Source organism: Shewanella sp. BF02_Schw (assembly GCF_014596695.2).
Taxonomy (GTDB): Bacteria; Pseudomonadota; Gammaproteobacteria; order Enterobacterales; family Shewanellaceae; genus Shewanella.
The window spans coordinates 1,060,628-1,080,082 of sequence record NZ_JABKAW020000001.1 but is presented as its reverse complement, the minus strand read 5'-3'; the positions used below and the strand labels follow the sequence as shown (position 1 = coordinate 1,080,082).

The following is a 19,455-nucleotide window of genomic DNA, read 5'->3' as shown; positions in this document are numbered from 1 at the left end:
AACGGAACTGACAAAGATTTCAATGAACCTATTTAGTGTACTCACGCCGCCGAGTGTAAAAAAAGGCCAACAAACGCAAACTTTGGCAACATTGGGTGGCGTGTCGCAAGCCATCACCCTCGCCAACTTAATCAATAACCATCCTGGCACCAGTATTATTGTCACTCACGATACGCCTAGTGCGTTGTCGCTTGAGGTCGAACTGAGTTATTTATTAAACCACATCAATGTGAATGTATGTTTGTTCCCCGATCGTGAAACTTTGCCTTACGATAGCTTTTCGCCGCACCAAGACTTAATATCGCAGCGACTTGAAACCTTAGCCAATATTGGTCAAAGCCAGCACAATGTGGTCATCGTACCGGTAAATACCTTAATGGTTCGCCTACCTCCTAAATCATTTATGACTGCCAATGTCATGGTGCTTAATAAAGGCGACACATACAGTTTACAGCAAGCCAGACAACACCTTACTGATACCGGTTACCATATCGTCGATCAAGTATACGAACATGGTGAGTTTGCTATTCGTGGCTCTATTATCGATATTTTTCCTACTGGCTCAAAACAACCATTACGCATAGAATTGTTTGATGATGAAGTTGAATCGATACGTTTTTTTGATGTTGATACTCAGCGTTCAGGCATGGCTCGCGATGCTATTCGCATGCTGCCAGCCAAGGAATTCCCCACCGACAGCAATGCTATTGAAGGTTTTAGACAACGTTATCGTCGTCGCTTTGAAGTAATTTCAAAAGAGGCCGAATCAGTTTATCAACTCGTCAGCCGTAATTTAATGCCCGCAGGCATTGAAAACTACTTACCGTTATTTTTCGATGACACGGCCACATTGTTTGATTATTTGCCGCAAAACAGTCAACTGCTCACCTTAGGCAATATTGAAAAAGCCAGCTTAGCGCACTTACATGAAGTCAATGTCCGTTACGAAGACCGACGAGTTGATCCACTAAGGCCGTTATTGGCGCCAAAAGAACTTTACTTGCTTAATGATGAATTATTCGCGGCATTTAAATCTTTTACTCGTACCCAATTATTACAGCAATATATTGCCACCGACACCAATAATGCCGGCGAGCCGCTAGCTGAAGTTGCACTTCCAACGCATACCCTCATCGCTAACGTTGAAACACTGCCTGACATCAATGCTAACCATAAACTCAAACAACCACTCATTGCGTTACAAGAGTATTGTCAGCAGCATCCAAAATTAGTGTTTAGTGCCGAATCGGAAGGCCGCCGAGAAGCCCTGTTAGACTTGTTTGCCAAAATTGACATTAAACCCAAGCAGTTTGCTCATCTTAACGACTACCTCGCAGCCAAAGACAATATAGGCTTAATCGTGTCGCCTTTAGCGCGAGGTTGTGTGCTAACCGACACCGCAAAAGGTGCAGTAAGCATCATTTGTGAAACCGAACTGTTTGGTCAGCGTATTTCGCAGCAACGTCGCCGCGAAAAACAAAAACAAGTTAGCACCGATGTTTTAGTCAAAAACCTGGCTGAACTTAAAGTCGGTCAACCGATTGTCCACCTAGAGCACGGTGTTGCGTTATACCAAGGATTAGAAACGCTTGATACTGGCGGTTTGGTTGCAGAATATTTAAAACTGGAATATTCAGGTGGCGACAAGTTGTATGTGCCAGTGTCGTCACTGCACCTTATCAGTCGCTATAATGCCAGCGGCGATGGTAATACTCACCTCAATAAGTTAGGTAACGAAACCTGGGCTAAGGCCAAGAAAAAAGCCATAGAACGTATTCGTGATGTGGCCGCTGAATTGTTGGATGTCTATGCCCGTCGTCAAGCTCGTCCTGGCGATGCAATGAGTATTGATGAAGAAGAATACGCCCAATTCAGTCAAGGTTTCCCATTTGAAGAGACCGTCGACCAAGAAAGTGCCATTCACGCAGTACTTGAAGACATGCAAGCACCACGCGCAATGGATCGCTTAGTCTGTGGTGACGTAGGTTTTGGCAAAACAGAAGTGGCCATGCGAGCAGCATTTGTCGCCGTGAATGCCGGTAAACAAGTGGTGGTGTTAGTGCCGACTACCCTGCTTGCCCAGCAACACTACGAAAACTTTAAAGACCGTTTCGCTGATTGGCCTATCGTTATTGAAGTGATGTCACGCTTTAGAACCGCTAAAGAACAAAGCAGTGTTGTTGAACAACTGTCTGAAGGTAAAGTCGATATCGTTATCGGCACTCATAAATTACTGTCATCAGAAGCTAACTTCGACAACCTCGGATTATTAGTCATCGACGAAGAACACCGCTTTGGTGTGCGTCAAAAAGAAAAAATTAAAGCATTACGTGCCAATGTCGACATTTTAACCCTCACCGCCACACCGATTCCGCGGACATTGAACATGGCCATGTCGGGTATGCGAGATTTATCGATTATCGCCACCCCACCAGCTAAACGTTTGGCAGTAAAAACCTTTGTGCGTGAATATGACAAAGCCACGGCACGAGAAGCCATCTTGCGTGAAATTTTGCGTGGTGGCCAAGTGTATTATCTGCATAACAATGTTGAGACCATTGAAAAAACCGCGCAAAACATTCGCGATTTACTTCCAGAAGCTCGTGTTATCACAGCCCATGGGCAAATGCGTGAGCGCGATCTTGAAAAAGTCATGACAGACTTTTATCATCAGCGGTTTAACGTGTTGGTATGTACCACCATTATTGAAACGGGTATTGACGTACCCAGTGCTAATACCATCATTATCGACCGAGCTGACATGTTCGGTTTAGCACAGTTGCATCAGCTACGAGGTCGTGTTGGGCGATCGCATCACCAAGCTTATGCTTATATGATGACGCCTCATCCTAAACGTATGACCCCAGATGCCCGTAAACGTCTTGCAGCCATTGAAGCCCTAGAAGATCTTGGCGCAGGATTTTTACTCGCCACCCAAGATTTAGAAATTCGTGGTGCGGGTGAATTGCTCGGCGATGAACAAAGCGGCCATATCTCAAAAATTGGTTTTAGCTTATACATGGAAATGCTGGAATCAGCCGTAAAAGCCCTCAAAGAAGGGAAAGAGCCTTCTTTAGCCTATATGATGAGTGCCAAAGCAGAAATCGATTTACGCATTCCGGCGTTATTACCAGAAGATTACGTCAGTGATGTTAATATGCGCTTATCATTGTATAAACGTATCGCTAACTGCGAAACCGACACCATGCTCGATGAACTTAAAGTCGAATTTATTGACCGATTTGGTATGTTACCTGTGCCAACCCGAAATTTAATGGCGATTACTCTGTATAAACATCAAGCAACCGCGTTAGGTATTGTCAAAATAGAAATGCACGCCAAAGGTGGCAGTGTCGAATTTGGTCAAGAAAATCACGTCGATCCGATGTTTATTATTGGTTTGTTGCAAAACCAACCACAAATCTATCGAATGGACGGGCCAAATAAGTTAAAGTTCAACATTCCTGCTGACACAAGCAAAGAGCGTCTTGAGTTAATCAACACCCTGCTTGAACAGTTCGCTAAACATCAAATTTTGGAGACAAATAGTGCTTCGTAAACTTGCGATTTCTATCGCCGCTATCACAGCGCTATCCCACAGCTTTTCAGCCCATGCAGAATCATGGTTTGAAGTTGAAGTGTTTGTATTTGAACGCCAACAGCCGTCTGTTGAAAAATGGCTCAATGCCACACCACCAAAGCTCAGTAAAGACACTGTGGATATCATTACGCCAGTGATCAGTACCGACATAACCGGGGTTGCAGTTGGCTTAAATGGTTGTACTTCAACCGACTGGACCAATGGCGCCAGTAACTGTAATGACCCAAAAGTCAGTAACAGTATCGCGGCCCATCCAAGCGAAGTTCCGTTTAATATCGGAGCCAACAAGCCACAAACCGCATATTTAGGTCAAGGCCCATTACTGCTGGCTCAAAGCCAAGGTAAGTTTAATGACTTAATTCGAACGATCAGTCGCGAACCTTATGTTAAAAGCCTAGTGCATTTAACCTGGCAACAAAATATGCAGTCGCGTAGACGCGCTAAACCAGTGCGTATATTTGGTGGTAAGGATTTTTCAAAGAGTTTTGAATATCATGGCTTAGCGGTCAAAAAAACAACTCAAACAGAAGCCATGCCAAGTACAGAATTTGGTGCCTTAGGTAACGCTTATGAAGCGCCAAAAATAGGTCCTGTATGGGAATTAGATGGCTCGATAAACATTTATCTCAGCCATTATCTGTATATTGAAAATAATCTGGCTTTGCGTAAACCGACTCAAAAAATGCTTGAATCAAGTCCTTTAGAGTTTAATGAATATGCCGCTCTAGAAATAGAAGGTAAAAAGCAACTAGCACCTTATTTAGAAAGCATCCCGCTTATCCAGAATCGTCGTGTGCGCAGTGGCGAGATCCACTACTTTGATCACCCGCAATTGGGTGTTGTGATGCAAATTCGAAAAATGTCTCAACCGACTAATGTTAAACCCATTGATTTAACCGAGCGTGCTACCACTAGCCAACCAGCACCTTATACTGGTTAACAGCTCGATAGCTTAAGACTAAAAAACCGGATCAATTGATCCGGTTTTTTTGCTTAATGGCCTGCTCATTTACTCGACAACCTCTGCCCGGGAGAATAAATACGCCCCTTTAACTCGAGCTGTGGTTATTGAGACAATTTACAATGATTGTGCAATACGAGTAATGTCCATCGTCAATTGCTGCGCAGCTTGCCAACGCGATTGTTGCTCAAGCGCCTGCAAGGATTGTGCAGTATTACCCTTTAGCGATAATGCGGTATGTGTAGGTTCTGCAGCAGGCCAATCAAACTCGGTTAATAAAGCATTAACACCAACAGGATCATTACAGACCAAAATCATATCACAGCCAGCATCTAACGCCGCCTTAGCACGGCCAAGGTAATTACCAGCAAAACTGGCGCCCTTCATGCCTAAGTCGTCAGAAAAAATCACCCCATCAAAACCTAATTGCTGACGTAAGATAGTTTGTAGCCAGTAAGATGAAAAGCCAGCGGGATTAGGATCAATATTTGAATAAACCACATGTGCTGGCATCACACCTTGTAGCTGCTGAGAACCTATCAAGAGCTTAAATGGCTGCATATCAAAAGCTTCCACTTGCTCTTTAGTCCTTGGATCTACTGGCATGGCAATATGTGAATCGGCAGCAACACTGCCATGACCAGGAAAATGTTTTCCTACCGCAGCCATACCAGCCTCATTCATGCCAATGATAAACTGCTGAGCTAATGCACTGACTTCATCAGGATTTGCACTAAAACTGCGCTTCCCAATCACTTCACTTATACCATTTACGTCTAAGACAGGCGCAAAACTTAAATCAATATCACACGCTAACAGCTCAACAGCCATTAAAAAGCCACACTCTTTCGCCCATTGTTTAGCTAATGTTAAATCGCCTTTAGCGGCAGGTAAAATATCACCCATGGCAGGAATTAAACTAAAACCTTCACGAAAACGTTGAACTCGGCCACCTTCATGATCGACCGCAATTAATAATTCAGGGCGAATACTGCGAACACTTTTAACCAATTCAATTAATTGACTTTTATTTTCACAGTTGCGACTAAACAATATAATACCACCCACTTGCGGATGCTGTAATTGCTCAGTTTCTGTTGCAGATACAGTTAAACCTGCAAGATCCATCATTAAATAGCTCAAATCTTTCCCTTATCTATATAGCTGACAATCATGCCAGGTTAATCCAGTCACATTATGCATCAAGTATAAGGCTGGCTAATGTGAGAATAATGCATCAAAAAATCTAATGAACTGTCATTGATTAATGTGTGGGATACTCTACCAAGAATAAGAGATAAACCGCCAACATTACTTTTGACGATTATACTCACTTATAACGAAAACAATAAACGACTCAGCAAGGGTTAAACAACATGATTAGCGTATTTGACATGTTCAAAATTGGTATCGGTCCTTCTAGCTCACATACAGTGGGTCCTATGAAGGCAGGTAAAATTTTTATACAGCATGTCGCTGATAATAATTTATTAGCGAATACCGATGAGTTACAAGCAGAATTATTTGGATCTTTAGGCCAAACAGGTAAAGGTCACGGCACAGGAAAAGCGGTCATTTTAGGCCTGATGGGTGAAGATCCAGAAACCGTAGATACCGATGGGATTGATGCCATTTTAGACATTGTGTCTACGACTCAAAAACTTACCTTAGCAGACGGACGTCAGGTGAAATTTACTCGCGAAGAAGGGGTAACCTACCACAGACGTAAAACCTTACCTGCACATGCTAATGCCATGACCTTATATGCATTGTCTAAAGGCGAATGCATATATCAGCGTACCTATTATTCAGTTGGCGGCGGGTTTATTCTTGATGAAGATGAAATCACTCAACGTAATGCGTCTCCAGCAACGCCAATAGAACAAGCACCTTACGACTTTAATAGTGCATTGCAATTGCTGCAATTGTGCTGCGACAACGGCTTAAGTATTTCATCATTAATGATGGCCAATGAACTTAGCATTGCCAGTGAAGATGATATCAAGCAAGGTTTGTGGAAAATTTGGCAAACCATGAAAAACTGCGTTGAACGTGGTTATCACAAAGAAGGCATATTGCCAGGCGGTTTAAAATTACGCCGACGTGCGCCAGCACTCTACCGTCGTCTAAAAGCGGAAGGGCGAAATAACACTGACCCATTGACCGCTATGGACTGGGTCGATTTATTTGCTTTATCGGTTAACGAGCAAAATGCCGCAGGCGACCGCGTTGTTACAGCGCCAACAAACGGCGCAGCAGGGATTATCCCATCAGTATTGTGTTACTACGATATGTTTGTGCAAGAAGTCGATATCGATGTGTGCAGCCGCTATCTGTTAACCGCTGCTGCCATTGGTATTTTGTACAAGAAAAATGCCTCGATTTCTGGCGCTGAAGTGGGTTGCCAAGGTGAAGTGGGCGTAGCCTGTTCAATGGCAGCCGGTGCGTTAACTGAAATCATGGGCGGAACCGTGGAACAGGTTGAGAACGCCGCTGAAATTGGCATGGAACATAACTTAGGTTTAACCTGCGATCCAGTTGGCGGCCTAGTCCAAGTACCTTGTATTGAACGTAATGCTATGGGTGCTGTAAAAGCGATTAATGCTTCACGCATGGCACTTCGCGGTGACGGTAATCACAAAGTGTCACTGGATAAAGTCATTAAAACGATGATGGAAACCGGTAAAGACATGCGCAGTAAATACAAAGAAACAGCAAAAGGCGGTCTTGCGGTGAATATCGTCGAGTGTTAATTCACGTATTCATTTAATCTGCTCAATTCGACATGCCTGTTAGCGAACCTAACAGGCATTTTTGTATGCCTTAAATGGCGAGTTAACCTGTTAATGATTCATCGTGAAATCAATTAACCGAACAACCTATTTTCCCTTGTACCAAAACCAGATAACAAGATGGTAGAAAATGCATACGAATATGCCCGAAGCAAGACAGACCTTTGCCCTTAGTGAGCTGGTGCGAGGTCAACATAAGCTTTGGTTCCCCAAAGTGGAACGGTCGAAAGGCTGTGTTTGAAGCTTCCCGATGTTTCTTTGGTAGAGTAAGAGACATACATTAACGTTTGATTTTCAGCATCGAATATTCTTCTGATTTTCATGGTTTTGAAAAATATACTTTTTGATTTTTTAAACACAACTTCACCAGATTTACTTTTATCTATTTGTGCAATCATATCGGTGGTGATTTCCCCTGTTTGTCTGCAAGAAATAGAACTATCACTTGGATCTGAAAAACTAAGATTTTCTTCTATTGAGGCGATGTGACAAGTGACACCTGTTACGATGTCATCCTTTAAAATGTTTAATTTTATGTCTTGTGTCGTAAACATCCCAAGTGATACATCACCGACTTCATTGTCAGAACAAGCCGTAAGAAGTGCCGTTAACCCTAGCACTATTAGCATTTTTTTCATCGGTAACACCTTTTAATATTATGAGTTTATATCATCAAAATAGGTTGTTATAAAAAATTGAGATGTTCTGTCATTAAAGGTAAACCATTATGGCTATGCCTTTAATGACAAATAAGTCCACACTGACGCGCGGCCACCGCAGGCCATAATAATAACTAACATTGTCATCATTATGGTGAGCACGATAATCAAATTAATTAATCATATTGGTGGCAGACAAAGCATGCTTGTTGATCATTCTACTATTAGCACAATAATCAACCTTTAGCATAACCATCAGCCTTTAACATAACCATCAGCCTTCGCGAGCTAAGTGCAATGAATTTTAGTTAAATGCACTTTGAGCACAACGGGTTAAACCTGCGGTTACCGAACCGAAATGGTCACCCACCACCACTTTGGCATTGGGGTACACACTAGCAATTTTATTGTATATAGCTGGGCTTCGGGCCGTACCGCCTGTTACATATACAATATCAGGACTGGTTGGCATATCGCAATCTTGTTGCTCCGCTTTAGCGATAGCCGTTTGCATCGCTTGTTTCATTAATGCTTCAACTTTCGCTAAGGGATCATTAATGGCTTGCTCAAACTGTGCTGCTGTTAATGGGACTAACAGCCCCTTTTCAATAAAATCTAACGAACATAGAATGGTATCATTGTCTGACAAACTAATTTTCGCCGCTTCAGCTTGGCGTACCACTTGATAACTCATTTGATTCTTTTGTACTTTTTGTAAACGAACTAATAGTTCAGGCTGCTGCGCTTCTTTGATTAGCTGCTCAACTAACTTACGAGAAGGTAAACTAACAAAGTCACGTTGGGCACTAATATCATTGACGGCCACCGCGTTCCAAAAAGGTGTTCTTGGCATAGGTTTACCGTTAATCATTAACGTGTCTGCACCAAAGCTTGGCATCAATCCAGTCATCGCTAACGCGATATCTAAATCGTTACCACCAATCCGTTGACCTGAATGGCCAAAGCAGTCTGGGCTGCGGTCTTGTTGCTTAATGTAGGACGGCCCCATCTTTACCACTGAACAATCTGTCGTACCACCGCCAACATCGACCACTAACACGGTATTGTCATCGCTAAGGTTTGATTCAAAATCCATACCTGCAGCTAAAGGTTCAAATAAAAACCTCACATCAGTAAAGCCTGAACGAGTAGCCGCCAGGCGTAAAATGGTTTCAGCTTGTTGATTACTGTCTTGGCCACCTATGCCTTGAAAATTAACCGGTCGACCTATCACCGCATGGCTCGCTGCGCTAAGCGATTTTGCGTTTAACGCTTTATCGGCTAGTGTTTTAACATGTTGCATCATCAAGGTGACAATGTCTTCAAATAAGGCTATTTGTTCAACACGTAATCCATTGGCACCTAAAAAAGACTTTGGAGAACGGACATAGAAACCTTCTTCAGGCATGTCTAAATAAGCATCTATCGCAGCTTGGCCAACAAATACGGCTTGTTCATTCGGCGACAGATCAAGCTCATGGCGCATTTGTTTAGCACGCATTAACTGAGAACTGCGTAAATGAGAATACTCTGCTTTTAAGTGTTCTGGTAATCCTTGGTATACCGCCTCGGCAATAAGCTCGCGATCCATTGCGTACAACGTTGAAGGCATAAAATCCGAATGAGTTGATAATGGTAATAACGATACCGCATCATCAATCATTACCCCAATCGCACAGTTGGCACTGCCGTAATCAAATCCAACAAACATTGACTTACCTTCTGTCATCTAATCGAAAAAAGCGCTCAAAATAACACACTTATGACACTTGCTAAACCCTTTATCACTGTTTTATCTCCCGCTTGGGTAAAGCGAGTCCCTTATCTTAAAAGGCAACGCTGTATATGGCGTTTAAAATGATAAAAATCTAACTAACCTGAAATAGGGTAACTGTTAATACTGTGCCCATAACAAAAAAGCCCAATCTTATGTAGATTGGGCTTTCGTTTTAGCAAAGGTATTCATTAGCCTTTGTTATTCATTTTTTCTTGTGCTTTACGCTGAGCTTCTTTTTGTTGGCGACGAGCATCAATCACTTGCTTTACATCGCTACCAATATGCGCTTCACCGCGTTGCTTGGCTAATTGTACTTGACGCTCACGCTCAATAAACCGCTGACGTTGTTCTTCAGGCACCTTATCAATGCAATGTGGACAGCTGACTCCTTGAACATAGGCTTCAGTTTGTTTTTCTGCTTCAGTAATTGGCATACGACAAGCATTACACTGATCGTATTGACCTTTTTCTAAGCTGTGATTTACCGCTACGCGGTTATCAAACACAAAGCATTCACCTTCCCATAAGCTTTGCTCTTGCTCGACTTCTTCAAGATATTTTAATATGCCGCCTTCAAGATGATATACCTCATCAAAGCCCTGCTCTTTCAAATATGCAGTAGATTTTTCGCAGCGAATACCACCGGTACAAAACATCGCCACTTTTTTGTGTTTAGCCGGATCTAAATTTTGCTTCACATATTCAGGAAACTCACGGAAAGTCTCGGTTACTGGATTAACAGCATTTTTAAAAGTACCAATCTTCACTTCGTAATCATTACGGGTATCAACCAACACCACATCTGGATCTGAAATAAGCGCATTCCAGTCTTTAGGTTTCACATAGGTCCCGACGACTTTACGAGGATCAATACCTTCAATACCCATAGTCACAATTTCTTTTTTCAGCTTCACTTTGGTGCGATAAAAGGGCATTTCAGCGTCAAAAGATAGCTTAGTCACGATATTATCTAAACCAGGTTGAGTGCCCAACCAGGCCAATAAAATATCAATCGCTGATGAGGTTCCTGCAACAGTGCCATTAATGCCTTCTTGAGCAAGCAACAAAGTGCCTTTAATTTCGTTTTGTTCCATGACACTCAGCAATGGCTGACGAACGGCCTCAAAATGCGGTAATGCCACGAATTTATATAACGCGCACACAGCGACTTGGGCTTGAGATGCAGCTGGTATAGATTTTTGAATAGATTCTTGTTTAGGCTCTTGTTTAGACGCTTGTTTAGGTTGTTGCATAAAAATGAGGTCTCCGCTGGCTGGAACTTAATTTCCAGTGCATATTACTGTGCATATAAATAAGGTCTGCACACTGTGCACAGACTCAAAAAAACGGCCGAAAGTATACCTAAATCACAGTCAAAAAAATACTAAAACCAGCAGATGTACTTTTTTACAATGTTGGTAGCGGTTAATTTTGGGTTTTCAGCCAAGAAACGTTACTCTATTAGCAAGACATCATTTTATAGACACCTAATGAATTCTGCCATTTTGTACACCTTTCGTCGTTGCCCTTATGCTATGCGAGCACGTATTAGTCTTCATTTGAGCCAACTGAATCCGTTAGTGCGTGAAATAGAGCTTAAAAATAAACCCGCAGAGCTGATCGCCATTTCGGCCAAAGGCACAGTGCCGGTTTTAGAGTTTACTAACGGCCAAGTGATCAGTGAAAGTCTAGATATTATGCGCTTTGTATTAACTGAACACCCAGCGCCAGAAAACCATTACTTAACCACAGAAGAGTATCAAGTCCTGCAATACTGGTTAGATAAATCAATGACTGAATCGCTCATTAATGCCAATGATAATCAATTTAAACCATGGTTAGATAAATATAAGTATGCCGACAGGTTCCCTGAATACAGTCAACTTTGGTATCGACAACAGGCAGAGCTGTTTATTCAGTTGTTGGAAAGGCAGTTGCTGCAACACAACTATTTGTGTACCGACAGCCCAACACTAGCTGATTTTGCTATTTTTCCGTTTATTCGACAGTTTGCTAATGTTGAACCTTCGTGGTTTGACACCATGCCATACCCTAAAGTTAACGCTTGGTTAACCACATTAATCAATAGCCCGCTATTTAACGTGACCATGTGCAAATATCCATTGTGGTTACCACAAAAAACTTTGATTTACCTCAAACATTCAGTACGTAATGATGGACAAGTAATACCTTTGTGCAAAAATTAAAAAATTATGAATATTTAATGGTTTACGGGCTATTAATCGGATAATTTTTAACGTAAATTAAAGGTGTTAGCAGTGAATAGCCGTTTAAGAACATGGATTTCTATTATTTTTACTGCAGATTTTAATTTTAAGCTTACACTTAGATAAGTCATTGCTGGAACGCAAAGGAACATGACATGAATAATATGGATATTACGTTAGTATTAATGCTCATTGCATTACTGATTTTACATATTCACTTTTGCTATCGAGCCTATACCTCGAAAGCACATATCAAACATGGTCAACGTGTAGTGTGGTCTATGCTGAGTTTGTTAATGGGACCATTAGGCTATTATGTCTATCAAAACATGATCCCACTCGAGTTCTACGAATAGATTTGTTTTAGAGCTTTGCTTTGAAGTTCAGTGAATAAAGTCTGATTGTTTCTTAATATATTATTGAACAAGAGCTTGTTAACCCTCTTCTCGTCGTCCCGCTAATGCTTTTAAGCCGAGATCTTGGTGTTTGTTTTGCTTTGTACTTATGGCCTGCGGCCACCAACGTCGTGGCCCATTGGTCATAACCCCAACCTTGCAATGCTTACAAATATCGCGCAAATTGCTGGCCACTTTTAAGCGGTTTAGTGGGAGCGAGCACTGCTGGGGTGCCAACATATAAAAAGCCAACAATTTGATCGTCTGCGGCTAATCCTAATGCGTTATTCACATTAGCATCAAAAGCAAAATCGCCTGTACGCCATACCGCACCTAGCCCAATCGCAAATGCCGCCTGCTGCATTGCCATCGTGGCGCAACCCGCTGCTATATGCTGTTCTAAAACGGGTACTTTATCATGCGTTTGTGTTTTGGCGACGACCGTAATCACCATAGGCGCACGATAAGGCATGTTAGCGACTTTAGTCAGAAAAGTATCATCTGCACCACTTTTTTTAGCCGCATCAACAAAAATATCTGCCAACTTAGCTAAGCCATCATCTACCGCAATAATAAATTCCCAAGGCGTTAATGCACCGTGGTCTGGTACTCTTGCTGCTGCATCAAGCAAAAAAGTGAGTTGTTCGGCATTTGGTGCTGGGGCAACTAGGCGAGGCGTCGATTGGCGAGTCAATAACAGTTGTTTGGCGTCCAAGATACAATCCTTTTGAGTAAATTATGCTGCCGATATTAACAAAAATCCCACGTATTAGGTGGGATTTTTTAGGGTTGTTCTATGTAACCTAAACTCGAAATAACAAACGCCTCTCAAACAGCCCTTTTTTATACTGAGTTCAGGTGATGTAAACAAGGTTACTTTAACAACCGGCGTCCTATAAAGTAATCAACGCTGGTGTAACGGCCGCCACCAATCACAAATAATGCCAATAACATAATTAGATACGTCATCGCGAATTCAATACCATTATTTAAAATAACAAAATTACCTGAACTGGTTAGCCATTCATAATTACCGCGCTCTTGTAAAATAGCTTTCGCCGCAGAAAGCTTTTCCGCTGAAGCTAACACTTGCTCATTCGCCAACCACGAACTTGGGTCGGCAATAGCCAACCAACCATTGGGTAAATGCACCGCAAAAACAGCAACTAGCATTGTGACCATCATTGGCAATGCCACGATTCGAGTGGCTAAACCAATCAACAGTAAAAAACCACCGAACAATTCAGTGCCTGCAGCTAACGCAGTCATGACTTCTGGCATAGGTAAACCCAATCCCCAGTCAGGATTGCCGAACCATGCTGCGGTGTCTTCAAAATGTGACAATTTGTTGTATCCTGCCTGCATTAGCACTGGCGCAAGATAAAGCCTTAGCAGTAAGGCGGCTAAGCCTTCTGTATGTTTAATCACATTTAAAAATTGTTGATAAAATCCACTTAGTGTCTGCATAAATAATCCTAGCTGAAATCGTTGTTGTAGTAATAGACCCGCTGAAGATTAAAAATATTTCAGCTTTGGAGACTAACGGATAAAAATAGATATTATTTGTCTAAGTGTAATTCAGTTAAATCTTCTACTAATTCAGCTAATTTTTTATCAAAGTGCTTACGTTGTTTTTGACTAAATGTTTGATTAAGCGTAATCAACATTGAGCCAAACTTACGGGTATTTTCGGTAACATTATCTCGATAAACCTCTGATTTCAGTTCATCTGGCGAGATAATTAATAATTTCATTTGTTGGGTAAAATAATCAGTTTGCTGACGGCGTTTCAGTGCTTGTTCAAATTGACTTAGCCATTCATGGCGATACTCAAGCCACATGTCTAACGTGGCTAAACGCTGAGTATTAGCTTGATGAATAATGTTTTTTTGTTCATCTGTAGCATCGCCAGTCCATTCAGATAATTGCTCGGCGATTCTTTTATCTGAGTCTTTTATCAATTCAGCTTGATCTTTGCCGGCGTATTCTTCGATTAATTCTTGTTGTTCTTTTTTTAGCTGCGCCAGTATCTGATCAACTTGTCCATCAGATAAGCTCGCCATAATAGGTAACAGATCAGGCATAACAAAATCGAAAATTCGGGACCAATGTGCCTTCGCCATTGACACTTGGTTAAGCCATAGCTCTGGGGTCATTGTTTGTTGATTAGTCAATGTCGATAATAAAGACAGTTGATCACGATAACGCGGTAATTCTTGTTGGCGATGCCAGACTAAAAACGATTCAATAATAATATCAAATTTATCTTGCTGTTCTGAGGTTAACTCTACGTACTCTTCAACTTCCCACTCTATCGCCCAATCCAGAAAGAAATAGCTTACTTTGGTTGAGCAGCCGACAAAAAATAAGCTACTTAACAGTAGGATAATCAATTTTTTAGACACAGATAATTCCTTTATCAAAATTTATATCAAATCCAGTAATGATGTGATCAATCAGAGTCACTCAGATTTTTCAGTTTGAGACGCATTGTTGAAAGAATGGTTGTTCCCTTATGAAACAATGCAACAAAAAATAGAAAGTCTGAATGACTCCCGCAGGACGGGTTTCAGAACCTTCTATGCTGCTTAATATGATTTTGACGTAGAAAAACTATGTCTATAATCTTATTACTTGTCTAGTAGGCGCTGAATGACCAGATATTTATTAGAACTGGTATTACTTCACTTATACTTTATCAGAAGCTTGTACTTTATCAGAGCATATTAGCAAGTGATTAATGTAAAATACTTTGTAAAGTATTGTAAGTATTGTGTAGATTTTTGCGGTTCTTTGGCTGCCATTAATAACGCCCACATTGCCGAAAATAACCAAAAACAATTTATTGCAGCGGGTAATGCCGCTTTGGCCGCAGACACATCGGTGAGGCTTGCAACCTGACAGTATTGCATAATCACGTTATCGATTAATTGGTTAGCTTGCTTCGTTGATAGTTGATGACTAGCCACGACGCTGGCTAAATCGAACAACGGATGGCTCGCCACAGCATATTCATAGTCTATACAAAGCAGTTGCTGAGGGGCTCTGCCGCTAAGCAGTAAATTGTGTGGAGTTAAATCTCTATGACAAAAAGTCGGCAGCAACACACAGGCTTCTAACTGCGATAACCAATGTCGAACAAGCCCATTTAAGCGTAACAATTGCTGCCTCGCATCATGCCATTTTGGATCTGTTTGCGACCCCGTTAATGAATCTAATTGGTATGCATATTGTTGCCATTGCTCACTAACGGTAATGCTTTTCTCCGGCACCGGCAACACACTGAGTTTACAAAATAATGCACTAAGCAAAGGAACGGCATCCACAGCCGCAATGGATTGATTTGTCGATTGCCCAAGTGATAAGTGACTGCGCATTGAGGCAAATATCGACCAGTCTGTCTCTGGTTGATCAATAAACTCACTCAGATACACTTGCTTATCATCACTGACCCAAATCAATGCAGGTGCAATGTTAGCCACAATTGCAGCTTGCCAACATTCAACTTCAAGCGCTCTATCGCACCAATTACTGTGAGGCTGATTTACTCGTAAGACCTTATCGCCATCTTCACAAGATAACTTAATATTAACATTACTGATCCCTGTGTTAAGAAAAGACACCGCAGTACATTGCGTAGCAAGCTGCTGAAATAATGTGGTTGGTATGGCTTTGTTGATTATATTAAGCACATCGATAGGTAGAGATAACAACGGCTGGGACATCAAATATTTACTCTAATAAAATGATATTATGGTTGGTTATGCACCAACCACCTCTTGACTCGTATTGTGTTGCGTTATTATATGATGACGATATTTCTTACGCCACATCATGTATCCGCCAACTGCCATTGCGACGTATAAAACAAACAAACCCGATGTCAGCATTAAGCCTTTTTGGAAGTAAAGGTAAATAGACACAAAATCAATGACGACCCAATAGAGCCAATTTTCTAGCACTTTTTTCGCTACTAGATAGGTTGTAACGATAGCAAAACAAGTGGTTGCCGCATCGATATAGGGAAATGCGGCCGACGTGTAATGAGCCATTAAATATCCCACCAGCATAGACACTAATGATGTCGCGCCGATAAGCCGAGCGTGAGTACTCCAAGACCAACTGGTAATATTAAGGTGATTGGTATCTATGTTGTGCTGAGTACCATTATGCAGCTCAGAATTGTGCAAATTGCTTTGCCGAGAAGGTGGCACGTGCAACCACAACCAATAACCATATACCGCCATCCCCATATAATAAATATTAAGGACTGACTCCATCAATAACGATACATTCCAAAATAGTACAGTGTAAATGGCGGTACTAATAAATGCTGCCGACCAACACCAGATGTTAGTCCGCATAGCAAGAATTAAGTAAGCAAGCGCTAGCATAACGGCAACCGCCTCCCAAAACGTCATTAATGACGCTTCACTAAAGGCTTGTTGTAGCGTTATAAATAGATCATTCATTGTGGTTATTCGCTATGAGCTAGGTTGAGCTCACCACCGATAAATTTACACACAAAAACAGCTTTGCCCCACTTTTGATGTGCGGCTTGCATTTCAACGGCTAGCATCGACATTACATCAGCATACTCGCCACAGACTTGGGTTGCCATCGCGTTAGTCACTCGTTGAATATTGTCATAACTATCCACTCTGCCGATAAACCATTGGATAGGATCGAGATAGTTTTCATTGAACGGATACATACTGATTTCTGCAGTTAACTTCATTTCTATTCCTTAATAAAAATCGCTGCAACAAAGGCTACAGCGATTTTATGTCATTACATAAATTGAACTTCTAATGTCACACCCATTTGGCGCGGATCACCGTAACGAATATATTGTTTATCGACCCAATCTTGATCTGGTTCGTTGCCAAAGTAAAAGCCTCGCACACCATATTGTTCATCAAACAAATTGCGGCCCCATAAATATGCCGACCATGTTGGCGTTTCATAGCCTAAACGGGCGTTATAAATGGTATAGGCTTCTGACTGAGATTCATTGCTGTCAGAATAATAAAACTGGCTTTTACCACTGGCATTCACGTTTGCAAACCAACCAGAATCAGCAACATAAGTCATACCAGCACTGTAAGTAAATTTAGGCGAATGCGCTAAGTCGCGCCCAGATAAATCGACGGTTGAACCGTATTTGTCACTGTATTGATATTGGCCATATTCAGTTTCCAACCAACCGAAACTACCATAGAACTCAATATTTTCTGTTAAATACCATTTTGCATCGAGTTCCGCGCCATAGTTACTTGAACTGCCAGCATTTTCGGTAAATAGAATAAAACGCTGCGGGCTATCTGGGTCTTGTAAAGAGGCGGCAACTTGTTGGTCTTGGCGGTCCATATAAAATAGCGCCAAGGTAGAATCCACTTCGCCATCAAACCAGCTCGATTTTAAGCCAACTTCATAGTTATATAAAATCTCAGTGTCGAACTGTTTCTTGTCAGACAATTCAGCAGGCAGTGTCATATTAAAACCACCTGCCTTATAACCGCGGGCGACACGAGCATAAGCATTGTGATTAGGATTAATGGCTTTTGACAACGCAATATGGCCGCCCCACATATCTTCTGATGGGGCAAAGTCATCTTTATTGCTGTCACTATAATCACTATCGCGGCGCTCGAAACGTAACCCAGTCGACAATAAGTAATCATCACCTAAATGGCTGTCTAGTTGGCCAAATATGGCATAGTTTGTCGCCTCATAATTTGACTGCAACACTTCATCTGGCCAGGTGTTGTATTCCGAGTATAAGTCGTTATCTTCTTTTAAATTCATCGCGTATACACCCAATAACCAGTCGGTACTACCGGCGAAGATGCGTCCTGCATCTTTGGATGATAAACGGAACTCTTGGGTTAAGGTTTTACGATCGCCCTTTTTGTCCCAGGTGTAATCATAAACACAAGGTTCAGTACCTGAGGCCGCCCCTGCGTCGTCATACACAGTACATGCTTTACTCGCCCAATAATCCGAATTGGCCCAATCACCATCATATCCATTATGATGATCAGTTTGCGCAAATGATGTTAATGATGTGAAGTCAAATGCTTGCATACCCGTGTATATGAACTTAACCCCTGCTCCAGTCGTTTTTTGTGTATCAACACCGGGTTGGTCAGTTAAGGTATTACTGCGATTATTATCTAATGTCCACACATCGTAACCATTATCAAAATTGGCATGCAATAAGGTTAAATCAACTTGAAGATCGTCAGTAGCGTACCAACGGAACTTAGCCCTAGCCGTTAACTCATCACGTTCATTGGTATCATCACGGTTAAGATAAAGGTTGTCACGGTAACCATTTTGATTGTGCTGTTCTAGTGATACACGGTAGAGCAATTTACCTGAGTCATTGAGTGGACCAGAGCTAAAACCAGAAAGAGTACGAAGATTATCATCACCTAAACTGACTTTTGCGCCATGTTCAAATGATTCGGTAGGGTCATTACTTTTTAAGTAAATTAATCCAGCTAGTGCATTAGCACCATATTGAGTACCTTGTGGACCGCGCAAGACTTCAACTTGCTGCATGTCGTACATACTCGACACCATGCCAAGGCCTGATAGGTCGATATCGTCGACCACAAAGCCAACTGATGAGTTAGGTGCACCTTGATATTGTTCTTGTTCGCCGACACCACGAATTTGGAAATATTTAGGACGAGAACTGCCACCAGACCAGTTAAAGTTGGCAATAGAATTGAGCACATCTTCAAAATGTTGCGCCCCTTCGTCTTCTAATTGCTGGGCATCAATAACCGTCACGCTTGACGGCATTTTATCAAGGCTAATATTACTAAAATCAGCATTAACAACAATCACTTCCATTTTTTCATATTCGGGAGTGACATTTTCAACATCGGCCGTTTTAGCCATAACCACAGGCGAGCTAAATGCCACCATTACCGCTAAGGCAATTGGTGTTTGGTGTAACCTAGTAGAGTTTTTCGTGAACATAGGACCTCAAATAGTGATTTTGAGATCCGGCAAGAGTAGCGAATAAGAG

At 41.8% G+C, this 19,455-nt stretch carries 16 protein-coding genes; 5 read left to right on the top strand and 11 right to left on the bottom strand.

Features of this window, described 5'->3' with window-relative positions; all coding sequences use genetic code 11:
- Nucleotides 1-22: 22 nt before the first annotated feature.
- Nucleotides 23-3,559, top strand: a complete 3,537-nt coding sequence (gene mfd, locus HNW13_RS04885; RefSeq protein ID WP_192115113.1) for a transcription-repair coupling factor — start codon at nucleotides 23-25, stop codon at nucleotides 3,557-3,559.
- On the top strand, nucleotides 3,549-4,541 hold the full coding sequence (locus tag HNW13_RS04880) for a peptidoglycan binding protein CsiV (RefSeq protein WP_192115114.1): 993 nt from the start codon (nucleotides 3,549-3,551) through the stop codon (nucleotides 4,539-4,541). The genes mfd and HNW13_RS04880 overlap by 11 nt, the downstream gene beginning before the upstream one ends.
- 138 nt (nucleotides 4,542-4,679) lie before the next feature.
- Here HNW13_RS04880 and nagZ read toward each other — a convergent pair whose 3' ends face one another.
- Nucleotides 4,680-5,705 (bottom strand): beta-N-acetylhexosaminidase, encoded by a 1,026-nt coding sequence (gene nagZ / locus HNW13_RS04875; RefSeq protein WP_162023361.1) that lies wholly within the window; start codon nucleotides 5,703-5,705, stop codon nucleotides 4,680-4,682.
- 233 nt (nucleotides 5,706-5,938) lie between these two features.
- Here nagZ and HNW13_RS04870 point away from each other — a divergent pair, with 233 nt between their 5' ends.
- A complete protein-coding gene (locus HNW13_RS04870; protein WP_101086843.1) occupies nucleotides 5,939-7,315 on the top strand; it encodes an L-serine ammonia-lyase in 1,377 nt (458 codons plus the stop codon).
- A gap of 209 nt (nucleotides 7,316-7,524) precedes the next feature.
- Here HNW13_RS04870 and HNW13_RS04865 read toward each other — a convergent pair whose 3' ends face one another.
- The 3 genes from HNW13_RS04865 to HNW13_RS04855 form a co-directional block, all read right to left on the bottom strand.
- Nucleotides 7,525-7,992: a CreA family protein gene (locus HNW13_RS04865; protein ID WP_101086842.1), complete on the bottom strand. Its 468-nt coding sequence runs from the start codon at nucleotides 7,990-7,992 to the stop codon at nucleotides 7,525-7,527.
- Nucleotides 7,993-8,317: 325 nt separating this feature from the next.
- Nucleotides 8,318-9,724 carry a molecular chaperone gene (gene yegD, locus HNW13_RS04860; RefSeq protein ID WP_101086841.1) on the bottom strand — a complete coding sequence of 469 codons (1,407 nt, stop codon included), beginning with the start codon at nucleotides 9,722-9,724 and terminating at the stop codon, nucleotides 8,318-8,320.
- A gap of 254 nt (nucleotides 9,725-9,978) precedes the next feature.
- A complete protein-coding gene (locus HNW13_RS04855) occupies nucleotides 9,979-11,043 on the bottom strand; it encodes a rhodanese-related sulfurtransferase (RefSeq protein ID WP_194956093.1) in 1,065 nt (354 codons plus the stop codon).
- Nucleotides 11,044-11,280: 237 nt separating this feature from the next.
- On the opposite strand from HNW13_RS04855, the gene HNW13_RS04850 reads away from it, so the two are divergent.
- Both HNW13_RS04850 and HNW13_RS04845 read left to right on the top strand, forming a co-directional pair.
- The gene (locus HNW13_RS04850) at nucleotides 11,281-11,997 is read left to right on the top strand and encodes a glutathione S-transferase (protein WP_192115115.1); all 717 of its coding nucleotides are present in this window, start codon (nucleotides 11,281-11,283) and stop codon (nucleotides 11,995-11,997) included.
- 176 nt (nucleotides 11,998-12,173) lie between these two features.
- Nucleotides 12,174-12,374 carry a hypothetical protein gene (locus HNW13_RS04845; RefSeq protein ID WP_101086839.1) on the top strand — a complete coding sequence of 67 codons (201 nt, stop codon included), beginning with the start codon at nucleotides 12,174-12,176 and terminating at the stop codon, nucleotides 12,372-12,374.
- Nucleotides 12,375-12,579: 205 nt separating this feature from the next.
- Here HNW13_RS04845 and HNW13_RS04840 read toward each other — a convergent pair whose 3' ends face one another.
- The 7 genes from HNW13_RS04840 to HNW13_RS04810 form a co-directional block, all read right to left on the bottom strand.
- Nucleotides 12,580-13,128: an NAD(P)H nitroreductase gene (locus HNW13_RS04840; protein ID WP_101086838.1), complete on the bottom strand. Its 549-nt coding sequence runs from the start codon at nucleotides 13,126-13,128 to the stop codon at nucleotides 12,580-12,582.
- 158 nt (nucleotides 13,129-13,286) lie between these two features.
- Nucleotides 13,287-13,880 carry a DoxX family protein gene (locus HNW13_RS04835; protein ID WP_192115116.1) on the bottom strand — a complete coding sequence of 198 codons (594 nt, stop codon included), beginning with the start codon at nucleotides 13,878-13,880 and terminating at the stop codon, nucleotides 13,287-13,289.
- 92 nt (nucleotides 13,881-13,972) lie between these two features.
- The gene (locus HNW13_RS04830) at nucleotides 13,973-14,818 is read right to left on the bottom strand and encodes a DUF6279 family lipoprotein (protein ID WP_192115117.1); all 846 of its coding nucleotides are present in this window, start codon (nucleotides 14,816-14,818) and stop codon (nucleotides 13,973-13,975) included.
- A 321-nt stretch (nucleotides 14,819-15,139) separates the two neighbouring features.
- Complete coding sequence (locus tag HNW13_RS04825; RefSeq protein ID WP_192115118.1) at nucleotides 15,140-16,138, bottom strand: phosphotransferase; 999 nt, start codon at nucleotides 16,136-16,138, stop codon at nucleotides 15,140-15,142.
- 36 nt (nucleotides 16,139-16,174) lie between these two features.
- Nucleotides 16,175-16,885, bottom strand: coding sequence for a nicotinamide riboside transporter PnuC (pnuC, locus tag HNW13_RS04820; RefSeq protein ID WP_192115119.1), 711 nt, complete (start codon nucleotides 16,883-16,885; stop codon nucleotides 16,175-16,177).
- Nucleotides 16,886-16,890: 5 nt separating this feature from the next.
- Nucleotides 16,891-17,151, bottom strand: a complete 261-nt coding sequence (locus tag HNW13_RS04815) for a hypothetical protein (RefSeq protein WP_101086833.1) — start codon at nucleotides 17,149-17,151, stop codon at nucleotides 16,891-16,893.
- A gap of 53 nt (nucleotides 17,152-17,204) precedes the next feature.
- Entirely contained in the window at nucleotides 17,205-19,406 is a 2,202-nt protein-coding gene (locus tag HNW13_RS04810) for a TonB-dependent receptor (RefSeq protein WP_192115120.1), read from the bottom strand.
- Nucleotides 19,407-19,455 lie beyond the last annotated feature (49 nt).

Bases quoted from the DNA above. Each gene is read 5' to 3' on its own strand.
- mfd (WP_192115113.1), top strand. From the start codon at position 23: ATGAACCTATTTAGTGTACTCACGCCGCCGAGTGTAAAAAAAGGCCAA.
- HNW13_RS04870 (WP_101086843.1), top strand. From the start codon at position 5,939: ATGATTAGCGTATTTGACATGTTCAAAATTGGTATCGGTCCTTCTAGC.
- HNW13_RS04865 (WP_101086842.1), bottom strand. From the start codon at position 7,992: ATGAAAAAAATGCTAATAGTGCTAGGGTTAACGGCACTTCTTACGGCT.
- yegD (WP_101086841.1), bottom strand. From the start codon at position 9,724: ATGTTTGTTGGATTTGATTACGGCAGTGCCAACTGTGCGATTGGGGTA.
- HNW13_RS04855 (WP_194956093.1), bottom strand. From the start codon at position 11,043: ATGCAACAACCTAAACAAGCGTCTAAACAAGAGCCTAAACAAGAATCT.
- HNW13_RS04850 (WP_192115115.1), top strand. From the start codon at position 11,281: ATGAATTCTGCCATTTTGTACACCTTTCGTCGTTGCCCTTATGCTATG.
- HNW13_RS04845 (WP_101086839.1), top strand. From the start codon at position 12,174: ATGAATAATATGGATATTACGTTAGTATTAATGCTCATTGCATTACTG.
- HNW13_RS04835 (WP_192115116.1), bottom strand. From the start codon at position 13,880: ATGCAGACACTAAGTGGATTTTATCAACAATTTTTAAATGTGATTAAA.
- HNW13_RS04825 (WP_192115118.1), bottom strand. From the start codon at position 16,138: ATGTCCCAGCCGTTGTTATCTCTACCTATCGATGTGCTTAATATAATC.
- pnuC (WP_192115119.1), bottom strand. From the start codon at position 16,885: ATGAATGATCTATTTATAACGCTACAACAAGCCTTTAGTGAAGCGTCA.
- HNW13_RS04815 (WP_101086833.1), bottom strand. From the start codon at position 17,151: ATGAAGTTAACTGCAGAAATCAGTATGTATCCGTTCAATGAAAACTAT.
- HNW13_RS04810 (WP_192115120.1), bottom strand. From the start codon at position 19,406: ATGTTCACGAAAAACTCTACTAGGTTACACCAAACACCAATTGCCTTA.